The organism is Actinomadura sp. NPDC048021, from assembly GCF_040653135.1.
GTDB lineage: Bacteria > Actinomycetota > Actinomycetes > Streptosporangiales > Streptosporangiaceae > Spirillospora > Spirillospora verrucosospora.
In genome coordinates this window covers 243,790-264,876 of the sequence record NZ_JBEZJQ010000002.1, presented here as the reverse complement: position 1 = coordinate 264,876, position 21,087 = coordinate 243,790, and the positions used below count along the sequence as shown (strand labels likewise).

General features: G+C 72.5%; 20 protein-coding genes and 1 tRNA gene. 16 read left to right on the top strand and 5 right to left on the bottom strand.

Annotation, left to right across the window (positions count from 1 at the left end; all coding sequences use genetic code 11):
- Positions 1 to 224 precede the first annotated feature (224 nt).
- A complete protein-coding gene (locus AB0C87_RS04475) occupies positions 225 to 2,465 on the bottom strand; it encodes a hypothetical protein (protein ID WP_360576531.1) in 2,241 nt (746 codons plus the stop codon).
- 54 nt (positions 2,466 to 2,519) lie between these two features.
- On the opposite strand from AB0C87_RS04475, the gene AB0C87_RS04470 reads away from it, so the two are divergent.
- The 9 genes from AB0C87_RS04470 (at position 2,520) to AB0C87_RS04430 (ending at position 11,565) form a co-directional block, all read left to right on the top strand.
- A complete protein-coding gene (locus tag AB0C87_RS04470) occupies positions 2,520 to 3,851 on the top strand; it encodes a glycosyltransferase 87 family protein (protein ID WP_360576529.1) in 1,332 nt (443 codons plus the stop codon).
- Complete coding sequence (locus AB0C87_RS04465) at positions 3,851 to 4,309, top strand: DUF4446 family protein (RefSeq protein WP_345171835.1); 459 nt, start codon at positions 3,851 to 3,853, stop codon at positions 4,307 to 4,309. The genes AB0C87_RS04470 and AB0C87_RS04465 overlap by 1 nt, the downstream gene beginning before the upstream one ends.
- 110 nt (positions 4,310 to 4,419) lie before the next feature.
- Entirely contained in the window at positions 4,420 to 5,358 is a 939-nt protein-coding gene (gene pheA, locus AB0C87_RS04460; protein WP_345171641.1) for a prephenate dehydratase, read from the top strand.
- Positions 5,359 to 5,429: 71 nt separating this feature from the next.
- Positions 5,430 to 6,071 carry a DsbA family oxidoreductase gene (locus AB0C87_RS04455; RefSeq protein WP_360576527.1) on the top strand — a complete coding sequence of 214 codons (642 nt, stop codon included), beginning with the start codon at positions 5,430 to 5,432 and terminating at the stop codon, positions 6,069 to 6,071.
- 116 nt (positions 6,072 to 6,187) lie between these two features.
- Entirely contained in the window at positions 6,188 to 7,294 is a 1,107-nt protein-coding gene (locus AB0C87_RS04450; RefSeq protein WP_360576525.1) for a hypothetical protein, read from the top strand.
- An 87-nt stretch (positions 7,295 to 7,381) separates the two neighbouring features.
- On the top strand, positions 7,382 to 8,446 hold the full coding sequence (locus AB0C87_RS04445; protein WP_360576523.1) for a hypothetical protein: 1,065 nt from the start codon (positions 7,382 to 7,384) through the stop codon (positions 8,444 to 8,446).
- Positions 8,447 to 8,461: 15 nt separating this feature from the next.
- Complete coding sequence (locus tag AB0C87_RS04440; RefSeq protein ID WP_360576521.1) at positions 8,462 to 9,268, top strand: methyltransferase domain-containing protein; 807 nt, start codon at positions 8,462 to 8,464, stop codon at positions 9,266 to 9,268.
- Positions 9,269 to 9,368: 100 nt separating this feature from the next.
- Positions 9,369 to 10,628, top strand: a complete 1,260-nt coding sequence (gene serS / locus AB0C87_RS04435) for a serine--tRNA ligase (RefSeq protein ID WP_353833011.1) — start codon at positions 9,369 to 9,371, stop codon at positions 10,626 to 10,628.
- 133 nt (positions 10,629 to 10,761) lie between these two features.
- The gene (locus AB0C87_RS04430) at positions 10,762 to 11,565 is read left to right on the top strand and encodes a Cof-type HAD-IIB family hydrolase (protein WP_345171629.1); all 804 of its coding nucleotides are present in this window, start codon (positions 10,762 to 10,764) and stop codon (positions 11,563 to 11,565) included.
- 42 nt (positions 11,566 to 11,607) lie between these two features.
- On the opposite strand, the gene AB0C87_RS04425 is transcribed toward AB0C87_RS04430, so the two are convergent.
- Both AB0C87_RS04425 and AB0C87_RS04420 read right to left on the bottom strand, forming a co-directional pair.
- Positions 11,608 to 12,147 (bottom strand): bacterial proteasome activator family protein, encoded by a 540-nt coding sequence (locus tag AB0C87_RS04425; protein WP_345171627.1) that lies wholly within the window; start codon positions 12,145 to 12,147, stop codon positions 11,608 to 11,610.
- 13 nt (positions 12,148 to 12,160) lie between these two features.
- Entirely contained in the window at positions 12,161 to 13,117 is a 957-nt protein-coding gene (locus AB0C87_RS04420; protein WP_345171625.1) for an NAD(P)H-quinone oxidoreductase, read from the bottom strand.
- 172 nt (positions 13,118 to 13,289) lie between these two features.
- On the opposite strand from AB0C87_RS04420, the gene AB0C87_RS04415 reads away from it, so the two are divergent.
- The 4 genes from AB0C87_RS04415 (at position 13,290) to AB0C87_RS04400 (ending at position 16,519) form a co-directional block, all read left to right on the top strand.
- Entirely contained in the window at positions 13,290 to 15,707 is a 2,418-nt protein-coding gene (locus AB0C87_RS04415) for an AAA family ATPase (RefSeq protein ID WP_360576518.1), read from the top strand.
- Between the two features lie 21 nt (positions 15,708 to 15,728).
- Positions 15,729 to 16,097 (top strand): signal peptidase I, encoded by a 369-nt coding sequence (locus AB0C87_RS04410; protein WP_360576516.1) that lies wholly within the window; start codon positions 15,729 to 15,731, stop codon positions 16,095 to 16,097.
- Positions 16,098 to 16,175: 78 nt separating this feature from the next.
- Positions 16,176 to 16,264 (top strand) — tRNA-Ser (locus AB0C87_RS04405).
- A gap of 90 nt (positions 16,265 to 16,354) precedes the next feature.
- On the top strand, positions 16,355 to 16,519 hold the full coding sequence (locus tag AB0C87_RS04400; RefSeq protein ID WP_345171619.1) for a hypothetical protein: 165 nt from the start codon (positions 16,355 to 16,357) through the stop codon (positions 16,517 to 16,519).
- Between the two features lie 3 nt (positions 16,520 to 16,522).
- Here AB0C87_RS04400 and AB0C87_RS04395 read toward each other — a convergent pair whose 3' ends face one another.
- The gene (locus AB0C87_RS04395; RefSeq protein ID WP_360576514.1) at positions 16,523 to 17,263 is read right to left on the bottom strand and encodes a M15 family metallopeptidase; all 741 of its coding nucleotides are present in this window, start codon (positions 17,261 to 17,263) and stop codon (positions 16,523 to 16,525) included.
- A 162-nt stretch (positions 17,264 to 17,425) separates the two neighbouring features.
- On the opposite strand from AB0C87_RS04395, the gene AB0C87_RS04390 reads away from it, so the two are divergent.
- Entirely contained in the window at positions 17,426 to 17,848 is a 423-nt protein-coding gene (locus AB0C87_RS04390) for a hypothetical protein (RefSeq protein ID WP_345171616.1), read from the top strand.
- Here AB0C87_RS04390 and AB0C87_RS04385 read toward each other — a convergent pair.
- Positions 17,845 to 18,306, bottom strand: coding sequence for a MarR family transcriptional regulator (locus tag AB0C87_RS04385; protein ID WP_345171614.1), 462 nt, complete (start codon positions 18,304 to 18,306; stop codon positions 17,845 to 17,847). The two genes, AB0C87_RS04390 and AB0C87_RS04385, sit on opposite strands and share 4 nt — an antisense overlap.
- 162 nt (positions 18,307 to 18,468) lie before the next feature.
- Between AB0C87_RS04385 and AB0C87_RS04380 the strand changes: the two genes are divergently transcribed.
- Both AB0C87_RS04380 and AB0C87_RS04375 read left to right on the top strand, forming a co-directional pair.
- Positions 18,469 to 19,479, top strand: a complete 1,011-nt coding sequence (locus AB0C87_RS04380) for a pirin family protein (protein ID WP_360357760.1) — start codon at positions 18,469 to 18,471, stop codon at positions 19,477 to 19,479.
- 327 nt (positions 19,480 to 19,806) lie between these two features.
- Positions 19,807 to 21,000: an ATP-binding protein gene (locus tag AB0C87_RS04375; protein WP_345171610.1), complete on the top strand. Its 1,194-nt coding sequence runs from the start codon at positions 19,807 to 19,809 to the stop codon at positions 20,998 to 21,000.
- The last annotated feature ends 87 nt before the right edge of the window (positions 21,001 to 21,087 follow it).

Here is a 21,087-nt window from a genome sequence, read left to right as displayed (position 1 = left end):
CGGGGAGGAGCGCCGCGTCGCCGCCGCGATCGCCCTCGCGTGGCTCCTGGCCGCGCCCTACGCGCTGCCCTGGTACGACGGGTTCGGGTGGGCGCTGCTGGCGCTGCTGCCCTGGACGCGGATCGACTGGATCCTGCTCGCCCACACCACCGCGCTCAGCCTCGCCTACCTGCCGGCCCGCGCGCCCGCCCGCATCCGGCTGCCGGACGACCTGGAGTGGCTGTTCACCGTCGTTCGGCCGACCGTGGTCCCGTGGACGCTTCTGGCGATCCTGACGGCTCTGGTGGCGGCGTGTCTGCGTTCCTCAGGTCGAGCTCCAGCGCCCGGAGCCCCGCGGCGAGCATCAGCGGGGTCGCCAGGCTGAACGCCACCGACAGGATCACCACGCCCGAGTCGTTCACCAGCGTGCCGATGACGCCGACCGCGAGCGCGCAGATCACCGCCGGGCGCATCGTGAGGCTCTTCTCGTAGGCGCCCTGCAGCAGCGACACCCGCCACCGCGTGGGCCGCGCCAGGACGAAGAACAGGAAGACGACGGCGGCGGCCAGCGCGAGCGTGTACGGCCAGTACCCGAGGCTGTTCAGCATCGCGTCGAACTTGCGGGTGACGACGTCCCACGCGTCCCCGGCCACGAGGTCCTGCCAGAACCGGCCGAGATGGGTCGGGTTGGCCGACTGGGCGTTGACGTAGGAGATGGCCAGCACGAGGACCATGCCGGCCAGGAAGAACAGGCCGAGCTTGAGCGCCGATATGCGCTTGCCCGCGACCATCAGGCCGAGCATCGCGAACGCCGGGACGATCGCCAGCACGCCGCCGAAGTCGCTGCCGAACGCGGGCAGGCCGTCCACCGCGACCGTGAACGCGCCGATCACCGCCACGATCGCGACGGCGAGCGCCCGGTTGCCCCGGCGCAGCGGGTACTCCGTCAGCCACGCCGCCGTCAGGATCGCGGCGACGGCGAACAGTGAGAACGCCTGGTTGCCGAAGCCGTAGAACCGTCCGGCGACGAGGGCGGTGTAGCCCATCAGCGTGTTGAGCTGGAGAGAGGAGCCCGTCATCACGTCCAGCGCGAGGACGAGCGCCGTCACCCCCGTGATCACCAGGCCGGGGACGACGGTGGAGCGGCGCCACGGCCCGGCGAGCGCCACGCCCGTCAGCAGCCCGGCGAAGCCCAGCACGGTGCAGATCAGGACGGGCGTCGGGTGCTCGGCCCGCCACCACGGCAGCAGCCCGGCGAGGAAGGACGCGCCGGGCGCCGCGCCGCCGAGCAGCGCCGTCACCCGGGTGCCGCCGAGGATCCGCGCCCGCGAGCGGCGGTCGCCGCCGAGGCGCCGCAGCGCGACCACCGCGATCCCGTACAGGACGAGCTGCACCGCGAACAGCACCCAGTAGAACGACGTCTGGACGGCCCGGATCGCCTGCGCCGCGACGTCCTCGTCCATGAGCGCGTCGACCCGCTCGTGCGTGGACGACGTGGACGGCTGCGACCGCCACGCGGACCCGACGGCCTCCTTGGGCTGCTTCACCCCGAGCAGCTTCATCGTCGTCGCGGTGAGGTCGGTCAGCGTGACCAGCCCGTCCTGGCGGGTGGCGCTGGAGGTCATGTAGCCGGGCCCGTAGGCGGGGCCCTTGGCGACGGCCACGCGCAGGTGCGGGTTGACGCCGGTGTCGGACAGGCCCGCGACCAGGACGGTCGTCCCCCCGGGGAGCCCCGCCACGACCTGCGCGACCCGGCGGTCGGCGGCCTTCGCGGCGGCGGCGCGGACCTCGTCCGACAGCGGGACCTGGTCGCCGTGCGGGTCGACGCCCGCGGTGATGTAGGCGCGGAAGAGGTCGTCGACGTCGACCGCGGCGAGGGGGCAGCGCGCCCAGTCGGCGGCGGTGGCCTTGTCGGGCGAGGCGACGTACCGGTCGACCCGGCCGGCGCCGTCGGCGGCGCCGAACACCGCGCCGGGCCCGACGGCCGTCGTGCAGCCGCCCGCCCGGTGGACCTCGTCGCCGAGCAGCCCGATCCGCGCGTGGTAGTTGGTGCCGGCGTTGTCGCTCTTGATCGTGGGCCAGCCGGCGGCGACGGCCCCGCCGGCGGGCGGCGGGCCGGCGGGGGAGGCCTGGCCGGGCAGGACCGGCGTGGACGGCAGCGCGCAGTCGCCGTGCGGGAGCCGCGACCGCTGCCCCGCCGACAGCGTCAGCCAGCCGTCGGTCGGGCAGGTGATGACGCGGGTCGTGCGGACGCTGAGGCCCGCGGCGGAGCCCTGCGCGGTCAGCCCCCACAGCGCGGGCGTGTTCTCGCGGGTGACGTCGCTCCACATCAGCGCGGGCACCCCGATGATCACCACGCGGCCGGTGACGGCCCGCTCGGCGGGGGCCGAGGGGGAGGCGTGCGCCGCCGCGGGCCCGAGGACCGCCGCGAGCGCCGCCGCGAGGGCCGCGAGGAACATGGCGATCTTCGTTCCCCGGGACGTCATGGCGTTCAGGTTACAAGAGCCCTACCACCGGGCAGGGGCCATATCCTGCGGGCTGTGGACGGTCTGATGGCGCGGGATGCCCGCGAAACCCCCGGTGAGGCGGCCGGCGACCCCGCCCGGTGGGGCGCCCGCGACCTTCTCGTCCTGCTCGCCGGGATCGCCGTCGCCGTGGTCGCGGCCGCGCCGATCGTCCAGCAGTGGCTCGGCAACCAGCCCGACCAGCGGCTCGTCGACCTGGAGGTCTACCGGGAGGGCGGGCTGGCGGTGCTGCGCGGCGCGCCCCTGTACGACTTCCTCACGCAGCCGCCGCAGCTGCTCCCCTTCACCTATCCGCCGATCGCCGCCGCCCTGGCGGTCCCGTTCACGCTCCTGCCGTGGCGCGCGGCGCAGTGGACGTGGACGGTGCTGATCTACCTGTCGCTCGTGGTCGTCGTCTGCTACGCCTTCCGCGACCTCATCCGCCGGACGGGGCGCTGGGCGCCGCTCACCGCGGGCGTCCTGGTCGCGGCGACGGCGTGGCTCGACCCCGTCCGCGACCAGGTCAGGTTCGGGCAGGTCGGGCTGTTCCTGCTGGCCATGTGCCTGGCCGACTGCTGCGCCCGCACCGCGCGCTGGCCGCGCGGCATGCTCGTCGGCCTCGCCCTGGCGATCAAGCTGGTGCCGGGCGTCTTCCTGATCTACTTCCTGGTCACCGGGCGGCGGGACGCGCTGGTCAACGCCGTGCTGACCGCGGTCGTCGCCACGCTGGGCGGGTTCGCGCTGCTGCCGTCCGACTCGTCCGCGTACTGGTTCGGCGCGCTGCTGGAGGGCGGCGACCGGACGGGCGCGGTCGACGGCACCACCAACCAGGCGATCCACGGGATCGTGGCCCGCATCCTGGACGAGGGGCCGGCCCGGACGCTGGTGTGGCTGGCCCTGGCGCTGGTCGTCGCCTGGTTCGGCTTCGGGTGGGCCCGCCGGGCGACGCTCGCCGCGGACGCCGCGACCGGCGCCGACGCCTCCAGCCTCCTGCTCGCCGGGGTCGCGATCGTCGGGCTGCTGTCCGTCGTCCTGTCCCCTGTGGGGTGGATTCATCATCTTGTGTGGATGATCGCGGTACTGGGGGCTTTGGTGGGAGATGGGCGTGACACGCGAAGATGTCTGGTCGCGTGCGCCCTGTGGCTGCTGTTCCTGTTCCCGGTCCCGTGGTGGGCGCGCGGGCTGATCGGCCCGGATCATTCCCCTGTAACGGTTTTCGCGGGCCAGGTGCTGCGCGACTCGTTCGGGCTCGCCGCGCTGGCCTCGATCCTGGTCCTCGGAACATGGCTGGTGAAACGGCTCGATCCGGACAACCACCCCCGAGATCCTTCGCAACGGCAGGTCGGCATGGGTACGCTCGGCGCGTGATGCTCGTCGCAGTGGCCGTCGCCGGCCTGGTCGCCGGGGTTGCGGGGCTCTCCATCGCGGTGGTCGCGCACAACCGGGTCAACCAGGTCGTCGACGAGTGCGGGGAAATGCTGAGGCGCCAGCTCCAGGTCGCGAGCGGCGAGGTGGACGAGCGCGCTCTGCGCGATCTCGCGATCGTGCACTACGACGCGCTCAAGGAGATGTCCGGGCACCGTTCCTTCTCCCTCGCGCTGATCAACGCGGTCGGCGACGGGGTGGTGGTGAGCTCGATCAACGGGCGCACCGAGACGCGGACGTACGCCAAGGCCGTCCAGGGCGGGCACGCCGTCGAGACGCTCTCCCCCGAGGAGAACCAGGCCCTGCGGGCCGCCCGGCTCGGCAAGGGCCCCATCGTCTCGATGGACGACCCGCTGCCCGACTTCGGCAACGGCGCCCGCACCCCCACGGCGCGCGCCTGAGGCGGAGCCCGCCGCGCCTGAGGGGCCCGGGCTCCGGACGGTAGACTCGGCTTTCTCACCATGCCTCTAGACGGCTGCCGCACAGCCGAAACACGCCCCGGGGGACCCCAGTGACCGCAGACGACAGGCAAGCGCGCTACGCCTACCTGGGTCCGCGGGGCACCTTCACCGAGGCGGCGCTGCTCACCCTCCCCGGCGCCGCCGGGGCCGAGCACATCCCGTACGCCACCGTCCCGGCGGCCCTCGAAGCGCTGCGCCGCGGCGAGGTCGACACCGCCGTCGTCGCGCTGGAGAACTCCGTCGAGGGTTCGGTCCCCACCACGCTGGACGAGCTGGCGACCGGGGAGCCGCTCCAGATCGTCGGCGAGATCCACCTGCCGGTGTCCTTCGCCCTCCTCGTCCGTCCCGGCACGGCGCTGGACGACATCAAGACCGTCGCGTCCCACCCGATCGCGCAGCCGCAGTGCCGCCGCTGGCTCCAGGAGAACGTCCCGGACGCCGAGTGGCGCGCCGCGACCTCCAACGCCGAGGCCGCCCAGCACGTCGCCGACGGCCACTACGACGCCGCGCTCGCCGGCTCGTTCGCCGCCGCCCGCTACGGCCTGTCGGTCCTCGCGGAGGACATCCACGACGTCGCCGACGCCGTCACCCGCTTCGTCGTCCTGAGCCGCCCGTGCCCCCCGCCGGCACCCACCGGCATGGACAGGACGACCGTCGTCGCGTTCATCGGCGAGGACCACCCGGGCGCCCTGCTGGAGATCCTCACCGAGTTCTCGGTCCGCGGCATCAACCTCACGCTGATCCAGTCCCGCCCGACCGGTGCGGGCCTCGGCTCCTACCTGTTCTGGATGGACTTCGAGGGCCATGTCGCCGACGCCCGCGTCGGCGAGGCCATGATGGGGCTGCGCCGCGTCTGCGCCGACGTCCGCTTCGTCGGCTCCTACACCCGCGCCGACCAGGTCCGTCCCGAGATCCGCCGCGGCACCCACGACGCCGACTTCACCGAGGCCGCCGCCTGGATCACCGGCATCCGCACCGGCCGCGCCTGACCCCGCGCGCCGGAAATCAACGGCGCCGGGGACGTGTTGGCACGGTAGACCGTCCTGAGAAAGGTGTCTTCGTGCGTATTGAGATCTGGGCCGACGTCGTGTGCCCCTGGTGCTATCTCGGCAAGCGGCATTTCGAGCGCGCCCTGGAGGGTTTCGAGCACCGGGACCAGGTCGAGGTCGTCTACCGCGCGTTCCAGCTCGACTCCTCCTTCCCGCCGGGCGAGACGGTCGACGTGGCCGACATGCTGGCCGAGAAGTACGGCATGACGCGCGACGAGGCCGTCGAGAAGAACCGGGAGATGGAGCAGCGCGCCGCCGCGGCCGGCCTGGAGTACCACCTCGAAGGCCGCCAGGCGGGCAACACCGCCGACGCGCACCGGCTCGTCTACCTCGCGGGTCAGCGCGGCGTGCAGGGCGCGGTCGTGGAGGCCCTGTTCAAGGCCTACTTCACCGACGAGCGCCCGGTGTTCGACCGGGACACCCTCGTGGACGTGGTGGCGGAGGCGGGCCTGGACGCCGCCGAGGCGCGCGACGTGCTCGCGTCCGACGCGTTCGCCTCGGAGGTGGACGCCGAGCAGCGCGCGGCGCGGGACATCGGCGCGACCGGCGTGCCCTTCTTCGTCATCGACCGCCGCTACGGCGTCTCGGGCGCCCAGCCCGCCGAGACGTTCGCGCAGGTCCTCGACCAGGCGTGGGCGGACGCGCACCAGTAGCGCCCGCCGCCTCCCCGCCGTGACGCAACCGAGATCATCACGGCGCGTCCCGGCGGCAACCGGTTGTCGATCTTGGGCGTCCTCTTCACACCAGTGAACAGTGGAGAGGTCGTTCCGTGCGCCGAATGCTCGCCCTCGTCGCGGCCCTTGCCGTGGCTTCCCCCGTCACCGCGGCCCCCGCACACGCGGCGGCACCCCTGCGGGTGCCCGGTGACCGCGCACCGGCGCCGACGGGCTCGCCGCTGATCGCCGAGCAGCGGCTCAAGACCCGGTTGACGATGAACGTCCCGGACCGCCTGCTCGTCGGTGAACGGGTTCCCGTGACGGGCCGGCTCGAAAGTCAGGACCTCGACGGCACATGGGGCCCGCTCGCGGGCAAACGGCTCGATCTCCGGTTCAACCGGTCGTCGAGCCCGGACTGGAACACGATCGCCGCTCCGGTCACCGACGCTGACGGTTACTACAGCGTCCGGGTCCTGGTGGTCGAGAACGGTGCCTGGGCGATCGATTTCGCGAACGATCCGGTCAACCTGCCGGACGACTACTCCAGCTACGAGACGGCGTATGCCCACACCGGCGTCCGCCAGGTCACGCACCGGACTTCCATCAGCGGTTTCAACGCGACGCCCGAGCCGGTAGGTCTGGGCGGCACCATGCGGGCGTCCGGCACCGTGATGTTCACGATGGCCGACGGGACGAAGAGACCCGCGGGCGGCGCCACCGTGCGGCTCCAGTTCTCGACCGACGGGAAGGCCTGGAAGGACAAGGCCGCGCAGTCGCCGGGCGGTGACGGCCGGTTCGCCGTCGACGTGAAAGCCGAGCGTGACGGCTACTGGCGAGCCAGGGTCCCCGACGACGACGGCTACCTCGTGGTGCCCTCCGTCAGCGGCGCCGACTACGTCGACGTGCGGTACCGGACGTACATCCACCAGTTCAACGCCTCGCCGGAGCCGGTGAGGCAGGGCGCGGCGATCACCGTCAAGGGCCTGCTGTACCGCTACATGCCCGCGGGGAAGCCGGGCCCGGGGGCGCCGGTCTCCATCTACTTCAAGGCCAAGGGGTCGTCCACCTGGACCGGCGTCGCGGTGGTGAGGACGGCGAGCAACGGTTGGTTCGGCAAGAAGTTCAAGGCGTCCAAGGACGGTTACTGGACGGCGGTCTACAAGGGCGGCTCCACGTACCTGCGCTCCAACCAGCCGGCCGACTACGTGGACGTGCGCTGACGTGAGGGAAGCGTGATCACCGGCTGTCAACCGCCCGTCAGCTTCGGACGTCAACTCCATACCAGTATTCAGTGGAGAGGTTTCGCCTTGCGTCGCTCATCCGCACTGCTCGCCACCACCGCCCTCACCTCGTCCCTCTTCCTCGTGCCCGGCGCCGCCCACGCCGGCGCGACCGATGTCACGCCCCGGGCCGCCTCCCTCACCGTCGACAAGCAGGCCACGGTCATCACCGGTCAGATGCGGCCGGAATCGCCCGTGAGTCCGGGCTCGGTGATGACCGTGCACGGCAGAGTCCTCCGGCAGGGCACGCGTCCCGAGCCCGTGGAGGGGCTGGAGATCCAGCTCGATGTGCCGCCCGACCTCCTTGAGGCCGGAAGCATCAAGACGACCCGGACGCTCGCGGACGGCACCTTCCGCGCCGCCTTCACCGTCGGACGGCAGGTCGGGAAGTCGGGCACCGTGACGGCGCGCTTCGAGGGGAACGAGTCCCTCACCGGCAGCCAGGTCGACCTCGGGACGGTGAAGATCCAGAACTACTCCGAGATCGACGGCTTCAACGCCATCCCCGAGCCGCACGCCTACCGCGAACCGATCGTCGCGGACGGGCGACTGTACGTCCGGCCCGGCGACACCGGCGCCACGGACCTGCCGGTGTACCTGGAGTACTCCCTGGACGGCAAGAAGTGGAAGGCCTGGGCGAGCCAGACCCTGGCGCGGCCCGTGTACTTCACTTTCAACGATCCCAAGCTGGTGACGAAGGACGCGTACTGGCGCGTCCGCTACCCGGGCAGCCTCCTGACCATGCCGGCCGTCAGCTCCGTCGACTTCGTCGACGTCAAGTACCGGACGGAGTGGTACGTCTTCAACGCCTCGCCCGAGCCGGTGAGGAAGGGCGGGACCCTCACGGTCAAGGGGCAGCTCTTCCGGTTCCGGGACCTGGCGGGCCCGGCCCCGAACGCGCCCGTGTACGTGTACTTCCGGCGTGCCGGCACCGCGAAGTGGGTCCGGATGGCGGCGACGAAGACCAACGTCTACGGCTGGTTCTCCAAGAAGTTCAAGGCGTCCGCGGACGGCACCTGGAAGGCGGTCTACAAGGAGTCCTCCGGGTACATCGGCTCGACCTCGCCGGCCGACACCGTGGACGTCCGCTGACGTAGGCTGCGGGGCGTGGCGAAGGACTTCGACCTCTACGAGCGGGAGCTGTGGGCCGGGCGGGCCCCCGCGTACGAGCGGGGATTCGCCCACGTCACCCGGTACATGATCGAGCCGCTGCTGGACGCGGCCGGGGTGACCGGCGGGACGCGGCTGCTCGACGTCGGCACGGGGCCCGGGTTCGTCTCGCGGGAGGCGGCGCGGCGCGGCGCGCTGGTGTGGGCCATGGACGCCGAGCCGGGCATGGCGGAGACGGCGCGCCGGAACGTCCCCGGGCTGGACGTGCGGGTCGCCGTCCTGCCCGAGGTCCCGTTCGAGGACGCGGCGTTCGACGCGGTCGCGGGCAACTTCGTCATCAACCACGTGGGCGCCCCCGACGTGGCGCTGGCCCGGCTGCGGCGCGTCCTGCGCGAGGGCGGGCGCCTGGCGATGACCTGCTGGATGATGCCGGGCAGCGGGGCCCTCGCGGTCGTCCGTGAGGCGATCGAGGCGGCGGGCGTGCCGTGGCCGGACGACATCCCCGAGCCGCCGTTCCTGGAGTACGGCGAGCCGGCGGCGTTCGGTCGGCTCGTCGCCGAGGCCGGGTTCGCCGACGTCGCGGTCGAGGAGGTGACCTGGGAGCACGTCGTCGACCCCGAGGAGTGGTGGGAGACGGGCGCGCTGGCCCGGGTCGGCACGAACGGCGTGGTCGTCGGACGGCAGGACGCGCCGACCGTCGCCCGCGTCAAGGCCGCCTACGACGAGATCGTCGCGGACTACGCGGCCGGCGACGGGAAGGTGGCCCTGCCCGCGCACGCGCTGCTGGCCGGCGGCGTCCGCTAGCGGCGGCGGTCGGCGGCCTCCCCCGGCGGCGGCGGCCGGCGGACGCGAACCGCCGATACTCGCGCGCGGACGGGGGCGTCGGGCCGGTAGCCTCGGGTCTGTGATTGACCTGCGAGCTCTTCGAGAGGATCCCGAGCGGCTGCGCGCCTCGCAGCGCGCCCGCGGTGAGGATGACGGCGTCGTCGACCGGCTGCTCGACCTGGACGGGAGGCGCCGCTCCGCGCTGACCTCGTTCGAGCAGCTCAGGGCGGAGCAGAAGAGTTTCGGCAAGTCGGTGTCCAAGGCGCAGGGCGACGAGCGGCAGGCGCTGCTGGCCCGCGCCAAGGAGCTGGCGCAGCAGGTGAAGGAGCGCGAGGCCGAGGCCGACCGCCTCGGCGAGGAGCTCGACGCGCTGCTCAAGGGCGTCCCGAACCTCATCGAGGAGGGCGCCCCGCCCGGCGGCGAGCAGGACTACGTCGTCCTGGAGCACGTCGGCGAGCCGACCGCGTTCGACTTCGAGCCGAAGGACCACCTGGAGCTCGGCGAGAGCCTCGGCGCCATCGACATGGAGCGCGGCGCGAAGGTGTCGGGCGCGCGGTTCTACTACCTGACGGGCGTGGGCGCGCGGCTCCAGTACGCGCTGCTGAACCTCGCCATGGAGCAGGCCGTCGCGAGCGGGTTCGTGCCGATGTACCCGCCGGTCCTGGTGAAGCCGGAGGCGATGGAGGGCACCGGGTTCCTCGGCGCGCACGCCGCCGAGGTCTACCAGCTCCCGCAGGACGAGCTGTACCTGGTCGGCACGTCGGAGGTGCCGCTCGCCGCGTTCCACATGAACGAGATCGTCGACGAGCTGCCGCGCCGGTACGTGGCCTGGTCGTCCTGCTTCCGCCGCGAGGCCGGCTCCTACGGCAAGGACACGCGCGGCATCATCCGCGTCCACCAGTTCGACAAGGTGGAGATGTTCTCCTACTGCGACCCGGCCGACTCCCACGCCGAGCACCTGCGGCTGCTGGAGTGGGAGAAGGAGATGCTCGGCAAGGTCGAGATCCCGTACCGGGTGATCGACGTCGCGGCGGGCGACCTCGGCGCCAGCGCCGCCCGCAAGTACGACTGCGAGGCGTGGGTGCCGACGCAGAACACCTACCGCGAGGTCACCTCGACGTCGAACTGCACCGAGTTCCAGGCGCGGCGCCTGGCGGTGCGGCACCGCGACGCCGACGGCAAGAACCAGCCGGTGGCGACCCTGAACGGGACGCTGGCGACGACGCGCTGGATGGTCGCGATCCTGGAGAACCACCAGCAGGCCGACGGCTCGGTGCGAGTTCCGAAGGCGCTGCAGAAGTTCCTGGGCCTGGAGGTCCTGGAGCCGGTCAAGCGCTGAACGCGCGTGGAGCGGGGCCCGTCCTGACCGGGACGGGCCCCGTTCGCGTCTCCGCAGGCCTTGGGGCGATGCCGGGAGCCGGGCGTGTCAGGGCCCTGGCCTAGGGTGTGTCCCATCTGCCCAGGAAGGTGACATGACTGAGTCCTCGCCGCGTGTGATCGCCACCGACCTCGACGGCACGATCGTGCGCTCCGACGGCACGATCTCCGCCCGGACCGTCGCCGCCCTCGCCCGGGTCGAGCGGGCCGGGGCGATGCTCGTCATGGTCACCGGGCGGCCGCCGCGCTGGATGACGGAGATCGCCGCGGCCGTCGACCACCGCGGCGTCGCGATCTGCGCCAACGGCGCCGTCCTCTACGACCTGCACACCGAGACCGTCCTGCAGGCCAACGAGATCGCGCCGGACGTGCTCGCCGAGGTGATCGGGCGGCTGCGCGGCGTCGTGCCCGAGCTGCGCTTCGCGGTGGAGTACCCGACCGGGTTCGTGTTCGAGGCCAGCTACGACCTCGGCCGGTGGGACGCGGCGGCGCTCGGCGGCCGTCCCGTCGACGACGCCGAGCTGGTCAGCCGGGGCGGGACCAAGCTGCTCGCCTTCCACCCGGCCGCCGACCCCGACGCGCTCTCGGCGAAGGCGGTGCGGGCCGTCGGCGACCTCGTGACCGTGACGCACTCCTCCGGGCGGGGGCTGCTGGAGATGAGCGCGCTCGGCGTCACCAAGGCCAGCGCCCTGGCGGCCCTGTGCACCGAGCACGGCATCACCGCGCGGGACGTCACCGCGTTCGGCGACATGCCCAACGACCTGCCGATGCTGACCTGGGCGGGCACGTCCTACGGGGTCGCGAACGCGCACCCGCTCGTGCTGGCCGCCGTGGCGCACAAGACGTCCCGCAACGACGACGACGGCGTGGCCGAGGTCCTGGAGCGGCTCTTCCCATAGCGCGGCCGCACCCGCTGCGGGGTGCGGCCGGAGTCGTGCGTCCTACAGGTAGGGGCCGGACGAGCGCGGACCGGGCTTCGGCTCCTCCTCGACGCCGGGGGGCATCATTCCCGCGGGCAGGGCGCGCCGCATCTGCTCCAGCTGCGCCCGCGCCGCCATCTGCTGGGCGAACAGCGTCGTCTGGATGCCGTGGAACAGGCCCTCCAGCCAGCCGACGAGCTGCGCCTGCGCGATCCGCAGCTCCGCGTCGCTCGGCACCGTGCCCTCGGTGAACGGCAGCGACAGCCGCTCCAGCTCCGCGACCAGCTCGGGCGCGAGACCGTCCTCCAGCTCCTTGATGGACGACTGGTGGATCTCCCGCAGCCGGGCCCGGCTCGCCTCGTCCAGCGGGGCGGCCTTGACCTCCTCCAGCAGCTGGCGGATCATCCCGCCGATCCGCATGACCTTCGCCGGCTGCTCGACCATCTCGGTCACCGACTTGCCCTCGGACTCGCCCTCGCCGCCGCCCTCGACGGTGATGCCGCCCGGGCCCAGGACGAGCACCTGGGGCTCTTCCGACTGCCTCTTCGAAGCCTCGCTCATAAACTCCACATCCTCACACGGTCAGCAGGATCTTGCCGACGTGACCGCTCTCTTCCATCAGTTCGTGCGCGCGCGACGCTTCGGCCATGGGGATCCGCCGGTCGACGACCGTCCGGATCCGTCCCGACTCCAGGAGCGGCCACACATGCTCCCGGACGCCGGCCACGATCTCCGCCTTCTCGTCCAACGGACGGGCCCGCAAAGTCGTGGCGTGCACCAGCGCCCGCTTGCGCAGCAGCATGCCGATGTCCAGCTCCGCCTTCGCGCCGCCCTGGAGCCCGATCACCATGAGCCGCCCGCCGGTGGCGAGGGCCTCCACGTTGCGGCCGAGGTACTTGGCGCCGATGAGATCGAGGATCACGTCGTAGGGGCCGCTCTCGACGAAGTCGTCCTCGCGGTAGTTCACGGTGACGTCCGCGCCGAGCTCCCGGCACCGCTCGGCCTTCTCCGGGCTGCCGACCGTCGTCACCACGCGCGCCCCGCGCGCCTTGGCGAGCTGGATGGCGAACGTCCCGATGCCGCTGCCGCCGCCGTGGACGAGCAGCGTCTCGCCCTCGCGCAGCCCGGCCAGCATGAACACGTTCGACCACACCGTGCAGGCGACCTCCGGGAGCCCGGCCGCCTCCACGACGTCCACGCCGCGCGGCACGGGCAGCACCTGCGAGGCGGGGACGGCGACCCGTTCGGCGTAGCCGCCGCCGCTGAGCAGCGCGCACACCTCGTCGCCGACCTTCGGCCCGGTCACGCCCTCGCCCAGCCCGGCGATCCGTCCGGACACCTCAAGGCCCGGGTACGGGGGAGCGCCGTCCGGCGGGGGATAGAAGCCCAGGCGCTGCATGACGTCGGCGCGGTTGACGGCGCTCGCCGCCACGTCGATCAGCACCTCGCCCGGTCCCGGCGCCGGATCCGGCACCGGAGTCCATTCGAGGACGTCGGCTTCGCCCGGTTCGCGAATCACGATCGCATGCATACCGGTCACGCTACCGGGCGGGTCCAAGACGCCCCCGGCCCCCGGGCCCGGCCCCGGCAAGGCCGATCTACGCGCGGGATGCCCGGTATTGACGCACCGGTATCCTGCGTGGGGGTCTTTTTGCCCGCCTGCACCGTGTGGATCATCAGAGGCGTGCCCGAGGGGGAAAACGGTGGCGAGGAACGAGCACGACGGGCGCTCCCTGGAGGAGCGACTGGCCTCTCTGGACGCGATGAGCGGCGACGCGGCGGGTCCGTCCCCCGCCCCCGAGGGCGCGCAGCCCCCGGCCCAGGAGCCCGAGGAGCAGGACGCGCAGCCCGCCCCCGCCGAGCCCGCCGCCCTGAACGACGAGCCCTGGCTCGCGGCGCCCCCCGCCTTCCAGGAGTCCCCCGAGAACTTCGGCCCGCCGCAGCCGGCGCCCTACGAGGGCGGCCCGATGCCGCAGCCCTTCGACGGCGGGATGCTCCCGCCCCCGTACGCGACGGGCGGCTACCAGTCCCAGCCGTCCCCGTACGACACCAACGGCAACGCGGCCCCGCCCCTCGACCAGCTGCCGCCCTACCCGGCCGACCAGTTCGGCCGCCAGGACGCGCCCGGCCAGGCGTACCAGCCCGTCGACCCCGCCACGGGCCAGCCCTACCCGCAGGACACCGACGACTCGGGCCGCCCGTACGTCCCCCTCGACCCGGCCACGGGCCTCCCCCTCGCCCCCGAGCCGAGTGCGGAGGGGCAGCAGTTCCCGCCCGTCGACCCGAGCACCGGTCAGCCGTTCCAGCCGGGCCCGCCCGCTCCCGGCCAGCCCTACCCGCCTGACCCGAGCTTGCAGGACCCCATCCTGTTCGGCCCGAACGCGGAAGGCCAGCAGTTCCCCCCGCCGGACCCGAACGCCGGGCAGCCGTTCGCGCCTGACCCGAACGCGGGCGGCCAGCCGTACCCGCCGGTCGACCCGAACGCGGGGCAGCCGTTCGCGCCTGACCCGAACGCGGGGCAGCCGTACCCGCCGGTCGACCCGAACGCGGGGCACTCGTTCGCGCCTGACCCCAACGTCGGCGGGCAGTCCTTCCCCTTCCCCCAGGTGGACCCCACCGCCGCTGGTCAGCCGTTCCTGCCTGATCCCAACGCGGGCGGCCAGCAGTTCCCGCCGATGGACCCGAACGCCGGGCAGCCGTTCGCGCCTGACCCGAATGCGGGTGGCCAGCAGTTCCCGCCGATGGACCCCAACGCCGCGGGTCAGCCGTACCCGCCGATGGACCCGAATGCCGCGGGTCAGCAGTTCCCGCAGGTGGACCCGAACGCGGGGCAGCCGTTCGCGCCTGACCCGAACGCCGGGCAGCCGTACCCGCCGATGGACCCCAACGCCGCTGGTCAGCCGTTCCCGCCGGGCCCGCCCGCGCCGGGCCAGCCGTATCCCCCGATGGATCCCGCCACCGGCCAGCCCTACGCGCCCGACCCGAACGCCGGGCAGCCGTACCCGCCCGTCGACCCGAACACCGGCCGGCCCTACGGGCCTCCCGTCGACCCGGCCACCGGGCAGCCGTACCCGCCGCAGGGCTACGGGTATCCGGCCGGGCCCCCGCAGGGGGAGGGGCAGTACCCGCAGGCGCCCGGACAGATGACGGGGCCGGGCCACCCCGCCCAGCAGCAGCAGCCGCAGAGCGCCGACAGCCTCAGCTCCGAGAACCTGCTCGGCGAGCGCCGCATCGCGCCCTCGTCCGGCTGGCGGCGCGCGGTCTACAAGGCGACCGCGGGCAGCATCCACCCGGGCGAGTCGCAGGGCGACCTGCGCCGCAAGGACCTGATCGGGCGGGCGCGCACCGCCGTGGCGGGCGGCCACCACCGGGTGGCCGTCATGTCGCTGAAGGGCGGCGTCGGCAAGACGACCACGACCACCGGCCTCGGCTCGATGCTGGGGTCGCTGCGCGGCGACCGCGTCATCGCGGTGGACGCGAACCCCGACCGCGGGACGCTGTCGGACAAGGTCAGGCTGGAGACCGCCGCGACCGTCCGCGACCTGCTCAACAACCGCGACCAGATCCACCGGTACGCCGACGTCCGCGCGTTCACCTCGCAGAACGAGGCGCGCCTGGAGATCCTCGCGTCCGACCGCGACCCGGCGGTCAGCGAGGCGTTCAGCGCCGAGGACTACGCGGCCGTCGCCGTCGTCCTGGAGCAGTACTACTCGGTCTGCATCACCGACTGCGGCACCGGGCTGCTGCACTCGGCGATGGCGGGCGTGCTGAGCCTGGCCGACCAGCTCGTCCTGGTCAGCTCCCCGTCGGTGGACGGCGCCCGGTCCGCGAGCGCCACCCTCGACTGGCTGGAGGCGCACGACCACGGCCACCTGGTCCGCAACGGCGTCGTCGTCCTGTCGATGGTCCGCAACCGCACCCGCAGCCAGGTCGACCTGGACAAGCTCCAGGCCCACTTCGAGAGCCGCTGCCGCGCCGTCGTCCGCATCCCCTACGACGACCACCTGGAGGAGGGCGCCGAGGTCGAGCTGGAGCAGCTCGCCCCCGGGACCCGCGAGGCCTACCTGACGCTCGCCGCCGTGGTGGGCGACGGCTTCGCCTTCCAGCGCCCGCAGCTCTGACCTGGACTACCGTTGCCATCTGTGACGGACGACGACGGTGTGTACGTGGGGAAGGCGGCGCCGGACGCGGCCGCCGACCGCGGGTGGCTGCTCGGGCACTTCAAGGCGCCCGGCGACCTGCGGCACAGCGCCGAGGTCGAGATCAAGTGGGGCGTGCACCCCGAGGGCGAGCGCCGCGCCGCGTGGACGGACGGTGAGAAGCGCACCGCCCTGCTCGTGCTGATCAGCGGCCGCTTCCGGCTGGAGTTCCCCGGCCGCGACGTCGTCCTCGCCGAGCAGGGCGACTACGTCGTGTGGGGACGCGGCGTCGACCACTCGTGGGAGGCCGAGGAGGAGTCGGTGGTGCTCACGGTGCGCTGGCCGTCCATCCCCGGCTACCGCGTCCCCTGAGCGCGGTCGCCATATGCGGTCGAACGCAACCGCCCCCGCCCGCTATCGTGGGCGATGACCGCCGCGAGGCGGTCACCTGGAGAGTTCGCATAGTGGACTAGTGCAGGCGCCTTGAAAGCGCCCAGGGCTGGGGACAGTCCTCGTGGGTTCGAATCCCACACTCTCCGCTCACGAGCCGGGAACCCCCGCTGCGACTCGGGATGCTCTCGTGGTGAAATCGTCCGACTCGGGCGGAAGGGTTCGTTACCCTCTTCGGCATGTCGCAGACACCGCAGGATCCTGCAGGCACGACGCACCAGTTCCAGAACTTCGCCAGCCAGGGGCAGCCGGAGAAGTCCGGCCCGAACATCGGCCTGATCGTCGGCATCGTCGCCGTGGTGGCCGTCGTCGCGATCCTCGTGATCGCCCTGATGATGATGTGACGCTCAGCGGCCCGAGCTGGAGAAGTGCTGGTAGTCGCGGGCGCCGCTCCAGGTGCCGCCCCAGCTCCAGCCGATCGAGGCGAACGCCTTGACGACCTTGTCGCCGGCGTGGATGACGCCCGGGTCGTCGTTCTTGCGGTTCTTGTACTTGACGCAGTCCTTGTGCGCGACCCGCCCGTCCGCGTAGACGTACGGGTTCTGGCACGGGTTGATGTCGACCGCGAGACCGTAGGCGTGGTTGGAGAACGAACTCGACCCGGTCGCCTGGCGGCAGTTGAACGCCGAGGTGTTGTTCGCCTCGATCGAGTCGAAGTCGCTGCCCTTGTACTTGTCGACCGGCTCCATGCGCTCGATGGGGTACCGCATGGCGTACAGCTTCCTGAACACCTTCACCAGGTCGCCGGCCGCCTTCGCGTTGACGACGAGCCGCCCGCCGGTGTGCGGCTCGTCGTCCATCCCCCAGTAGGTCATCTCGATCATCCGGAGCCCGGAGGGCGACACGGGGCAGCCGCGCCGCCACGAGTACTTGAGGTCCCCGGCCGTCACTTTCTTGATCGTGGACTGGAAGCCCTGGCGGGTCGGGGACGGCGACGGGGAGCCCGGAGCGGACGCCGTCGGCGGGGTCGCCGGGGGCGCCGACTCGCCCGTGTCGCCGCCGCCGCGGCCACATCCGGCCGCGGCGAGCGGCACGGTGAGCAGCGTGGCGAGGAAAGTCGCGGTTCCTATGGCCCTCCTAGCTGGCATCTTTGCAGCATACGCAGGTCATGGGGTGCGCACGCCGGGCCGGGTATTCGCTACGGTGCGTTTGAAGGCGCGCTCGCCGGAAAGGGCCGGGACGGACGGGCCGTGATCCTCAACCTTCCGCCGGGCATGTCGCCCGGCGGGCGCCGGCCCCAGGGAGCCGGGATGGCGGAACCTCAGGAGAGGGACCTCCCAAGCCTCGAAGACGAGATCTTCGCGGTCGCGCACAGCGTGGAGGTCGAGCAGGCTGCGCATGCGCATCCCCTGCTGCAGACGGAGAGGGCGCAGGTCGCCGCGGAGCGCGCGCGGGCGTTCCTCGTCCGGGACGTCAAGGCGCTGGCGGCGGGCATGGCGGCGTTCGTGTTCGTCGACGCCGTGATGATGTATCCGCCGCTGATGATGAGCCGCCGGCCCAGCCTGATGCCGCAGTTCGTGACGCTGCTGGTGCTGGCGTTCGGGCTCGGCGGCCTGCTCGTCTGGAGGGTCGGCGGGCGGTGGCGGACGTTCGGCATCGGGATGATGCTCGCCTGGGGCCTGCTGACCCTGCTGTCCGTCGGGTTCCTGACCGGGGTGACCGCCCCGCTCTAGGACGCGCCGCCGAGCCGCTTGAGGACGACGCTGAACGCGCGCCCGATGGCCTCCAGGTCCTGGGGCTCGACCACGTCGACGAAGAACGTCCGGACGACCTCGACGTGGTCGCGCGCGGCGCGGTCCAGCGCGGCGAAGCCCTCGTCGGTCAGGTGGGCGTAGACGCCGCGCTTGTCGTTCGGGCAGCTGTCCCGCTTGACCAGGCCCTTGGTCTCCAGGCGGGAGCAGGTGTGGGAGAGCCGGCTGCGCGACTGGCTGGCGTTGTCGGCCAGCTCCGCCATCCGCAGCCGCCGGTCGGGCGCCTCCGACAGCCGGACGAGGATCTCGTACTCGGAGTTCGACAGCCCGTGCTTGGTCTTGAGATCGCGGTCCATGACCTCGGCGAGCCGGACGCTGCCGTCCACGTATGCCCGCCAGTCGCGCTGCTGGGCGGCGTCGAGCCAGCGAGGTTCGGTCATGTCCCGATTATAGCTCACACATTGAAGATTCAACTAACTCTCGCTATTTTCAGCCTAACAGGACGGGCGCCCCCGTCCGAGGAAATAGTTGAAGCATCAACTACGTTGCAGGGACCATGCGCCGCCCGATCGCGGACGGACACCCGGACGAGGGAGAACCCGATGCCTGCCGTGATGGCCGACCCGCTGACCCTGCCCCGCCTGCCGCTGCTGCCGCAGGAGGGCACCGACTGGCGCCGCGTCGCGAAGGTCGTGACCGCCAAGCGCCACCTGGAGGGCGAGGGCTTCCAGGTCAGGCGCCCGTTCCCGGGCATCGACCTGTCCCTGGCCGACCCGTTCCTCCTCCTCGACCACATGGGCGCCGTCGAGTACGCGCCGGGTGAGGCGAAGGGAACCCCGTGGCACCCCCACCGGGGGTTCGAGACCGTCACCTACATCATCGACGGAGCGTTCCAGCACCAGGACACCACCGGTGGCGGCGGCCTGATCTCCGACGGCGCCACGCAGTGGATGACGGCCGCGTCCGGCATCCAGCACATCGAGCAGCCGCCGCCCGAGCTGGTCGCCAAGGGCGGCCTGTTCCACGGCGTCCAGCTCTGGGTCAACCTGCCGCGCGCGCAGAAGTGGGTGCCGCCGCGCTACCAGGACATCGAGGCCCGCGACGTCAAGCTGCTCGCCGCGGACGACGGCTCGTCCCTGGTGCGCGTCATCGCCGGGTCGCTCGCCGGGTACGACGGCCCCGGCACCACCTACACGCCGATCAACTACCTGCACGCGACCGTGGCACCCGGCGCGCGCCTGGCGCTGCCGTGGCCGCGAGACTTCAACGCGCTGGTGTACGTCCTGTCGGGACGCGGGACGGCCGGCGTCGAGGAGGTCGCGCTGGACGAGGGGCAACTCGCGGTCTTCGCCGGCTCGCACCACAAGGGCGACGGGGACGGACTCGTCGTCCGCGCCGCCGACGCGCAGCCGAACGCCAGTGCCGAGGGGTGGGAGATCCTCGTCCTCGGCGGTCTGCCGATCCGGGAGCCGATCGCCCGGTACGGTCCGTTCGTGATGAACACCCGCGACGAGATCGTCCAGGCGTTCGAGGACTTCCAGGCCGGGCGGATGGGCACCGTCCCCGCCGAGAAGGTGCCCCACCGGTCCGAGGCGGACGATTCCCTGGCCTGACTCCGGTCCGGCCTCCGAGCTCCCCGGCCGCGGGGGTGGTGCCCGCGGCCGGGGTCCGGCCGCCGTCGCCCTCGTCCCGCGTTCCGTGTCCCCGTGTTCCACGGGACGAGGGCGACGGCATGCGCTACTGTGTTCGAATGGTCGAACAGAAGTTCGACCGCCCTGTTCGATCGCGCTCGCCCGGGAGGCGACATGGTGGCGACCATGGCCACACGGGGGCCCGACGGCTCCGCGCGCTGCGGGCGGCGGCGTGACCACGCGACACGCCGCGGCGTTCTCTACGCAAATCTACGGCCGCAGCTATATCGCCTCATAGAGTCCGAGAGCGTGGACCCCGTGCGGAATCCCTATGCCCCCGGCGCCGGGCAGCGCCCGCCCGAGCTGGCCGGCCGCGACCGCGAGCTCCGGCAGTTCGAGGTGGTGCTCGAACGCGTGGCCCGCGGCCGCCCCGAGCGCAGCATGATCGTCACCGGGCTGCGCGGGGTGGGCAAGACCGTGCTGCTCAACGCCTTCCGGTCGCAGGCGATCCAGCGGCTGTGGGGGACGGGGAAGATCGAGGCCCGGCCCGACCAGTCGATCCGCCGCCCGGTGGCGTCCGCGCTGCACCGGGCCGTCCGGGAGCTGGCGCCCCGGCACCGCGCGCCCGACCGCATCGAGGAGTTCCTCGGCGTGCTCAAGGCGTTCGCGCAGGCGGGCCCCGAGCCGTCCGGCAAGGCCAAGGCCCGGGCGCACCGCTGGCAGCCCGGCATCGACGTGCCCGCCGCGCGCGGCCGCGCCGACTCCGGCGACCTGGAGATCGACCTCACCGAGCTGTTCGTGGACGCCGCCTCCGTCGCGACCGACGTCGGCGTCGGCATCGCCCTGTTCGTCGACGAGATGCAGGACATCCCCGCCGACGACGTGTCCGCGCTGTGCGCCGCGTGCCACGAGCTGTCGCAGGTCGGCGGACCGCTGATCGTGGTGGGCGCGGGCCTGCCGCACCTGCCCGCCGTCCTGTCGGCGAGCAAGTCCTACTCCGAGCGGCTCTTCCGGTACGCCCGCATCGACCGGCTCGACCGCGAGTCGGCCGACGTCGCGCTGCTGGCCCCCGCCGAGCGCGAGGACGTCACCTTCACCCCGGAGGCCCTCGACGCGCTGTACGGCGCGGCCGACGGCTACCCCTACTTCGTCCAGGCGTACGCCAAGGTCGTCTGGGACGTCGCGCCCGACAGCCCCATCACCGTCGACGACATCAAGGTCGCCGCGCCCGAGGCGGAGAGCGAGCTCGCCGTCGGCTTCTTCGGCAGCCGCTACGAGCGCGCCACCCCCGCCGAGCGCGACTACATGCGCGCCATGGCCATGCTCGGCGACGACCCGGTGCCCACCGCGTCGGTCGCCGACGAGCTGGGCCGCAAACCGTCCAGCCTGTCGCCCGCGCGCGACGGGCTCATCAAGAAGGGCCTCATCTACAGCGCCGAACGCGGCATGGTCGCGTTCACCGTCCCGCATTTCGGCAAGTTCCTCCGCTCCCAGCCCGCCTGACCTATCCGCCTATCCGGCTCTCTAGTGCTGACGGTAGAGAGCGGTAGAAGGCCGCATCGAGCCGGCTTGCCGGACGAATATCCGGCT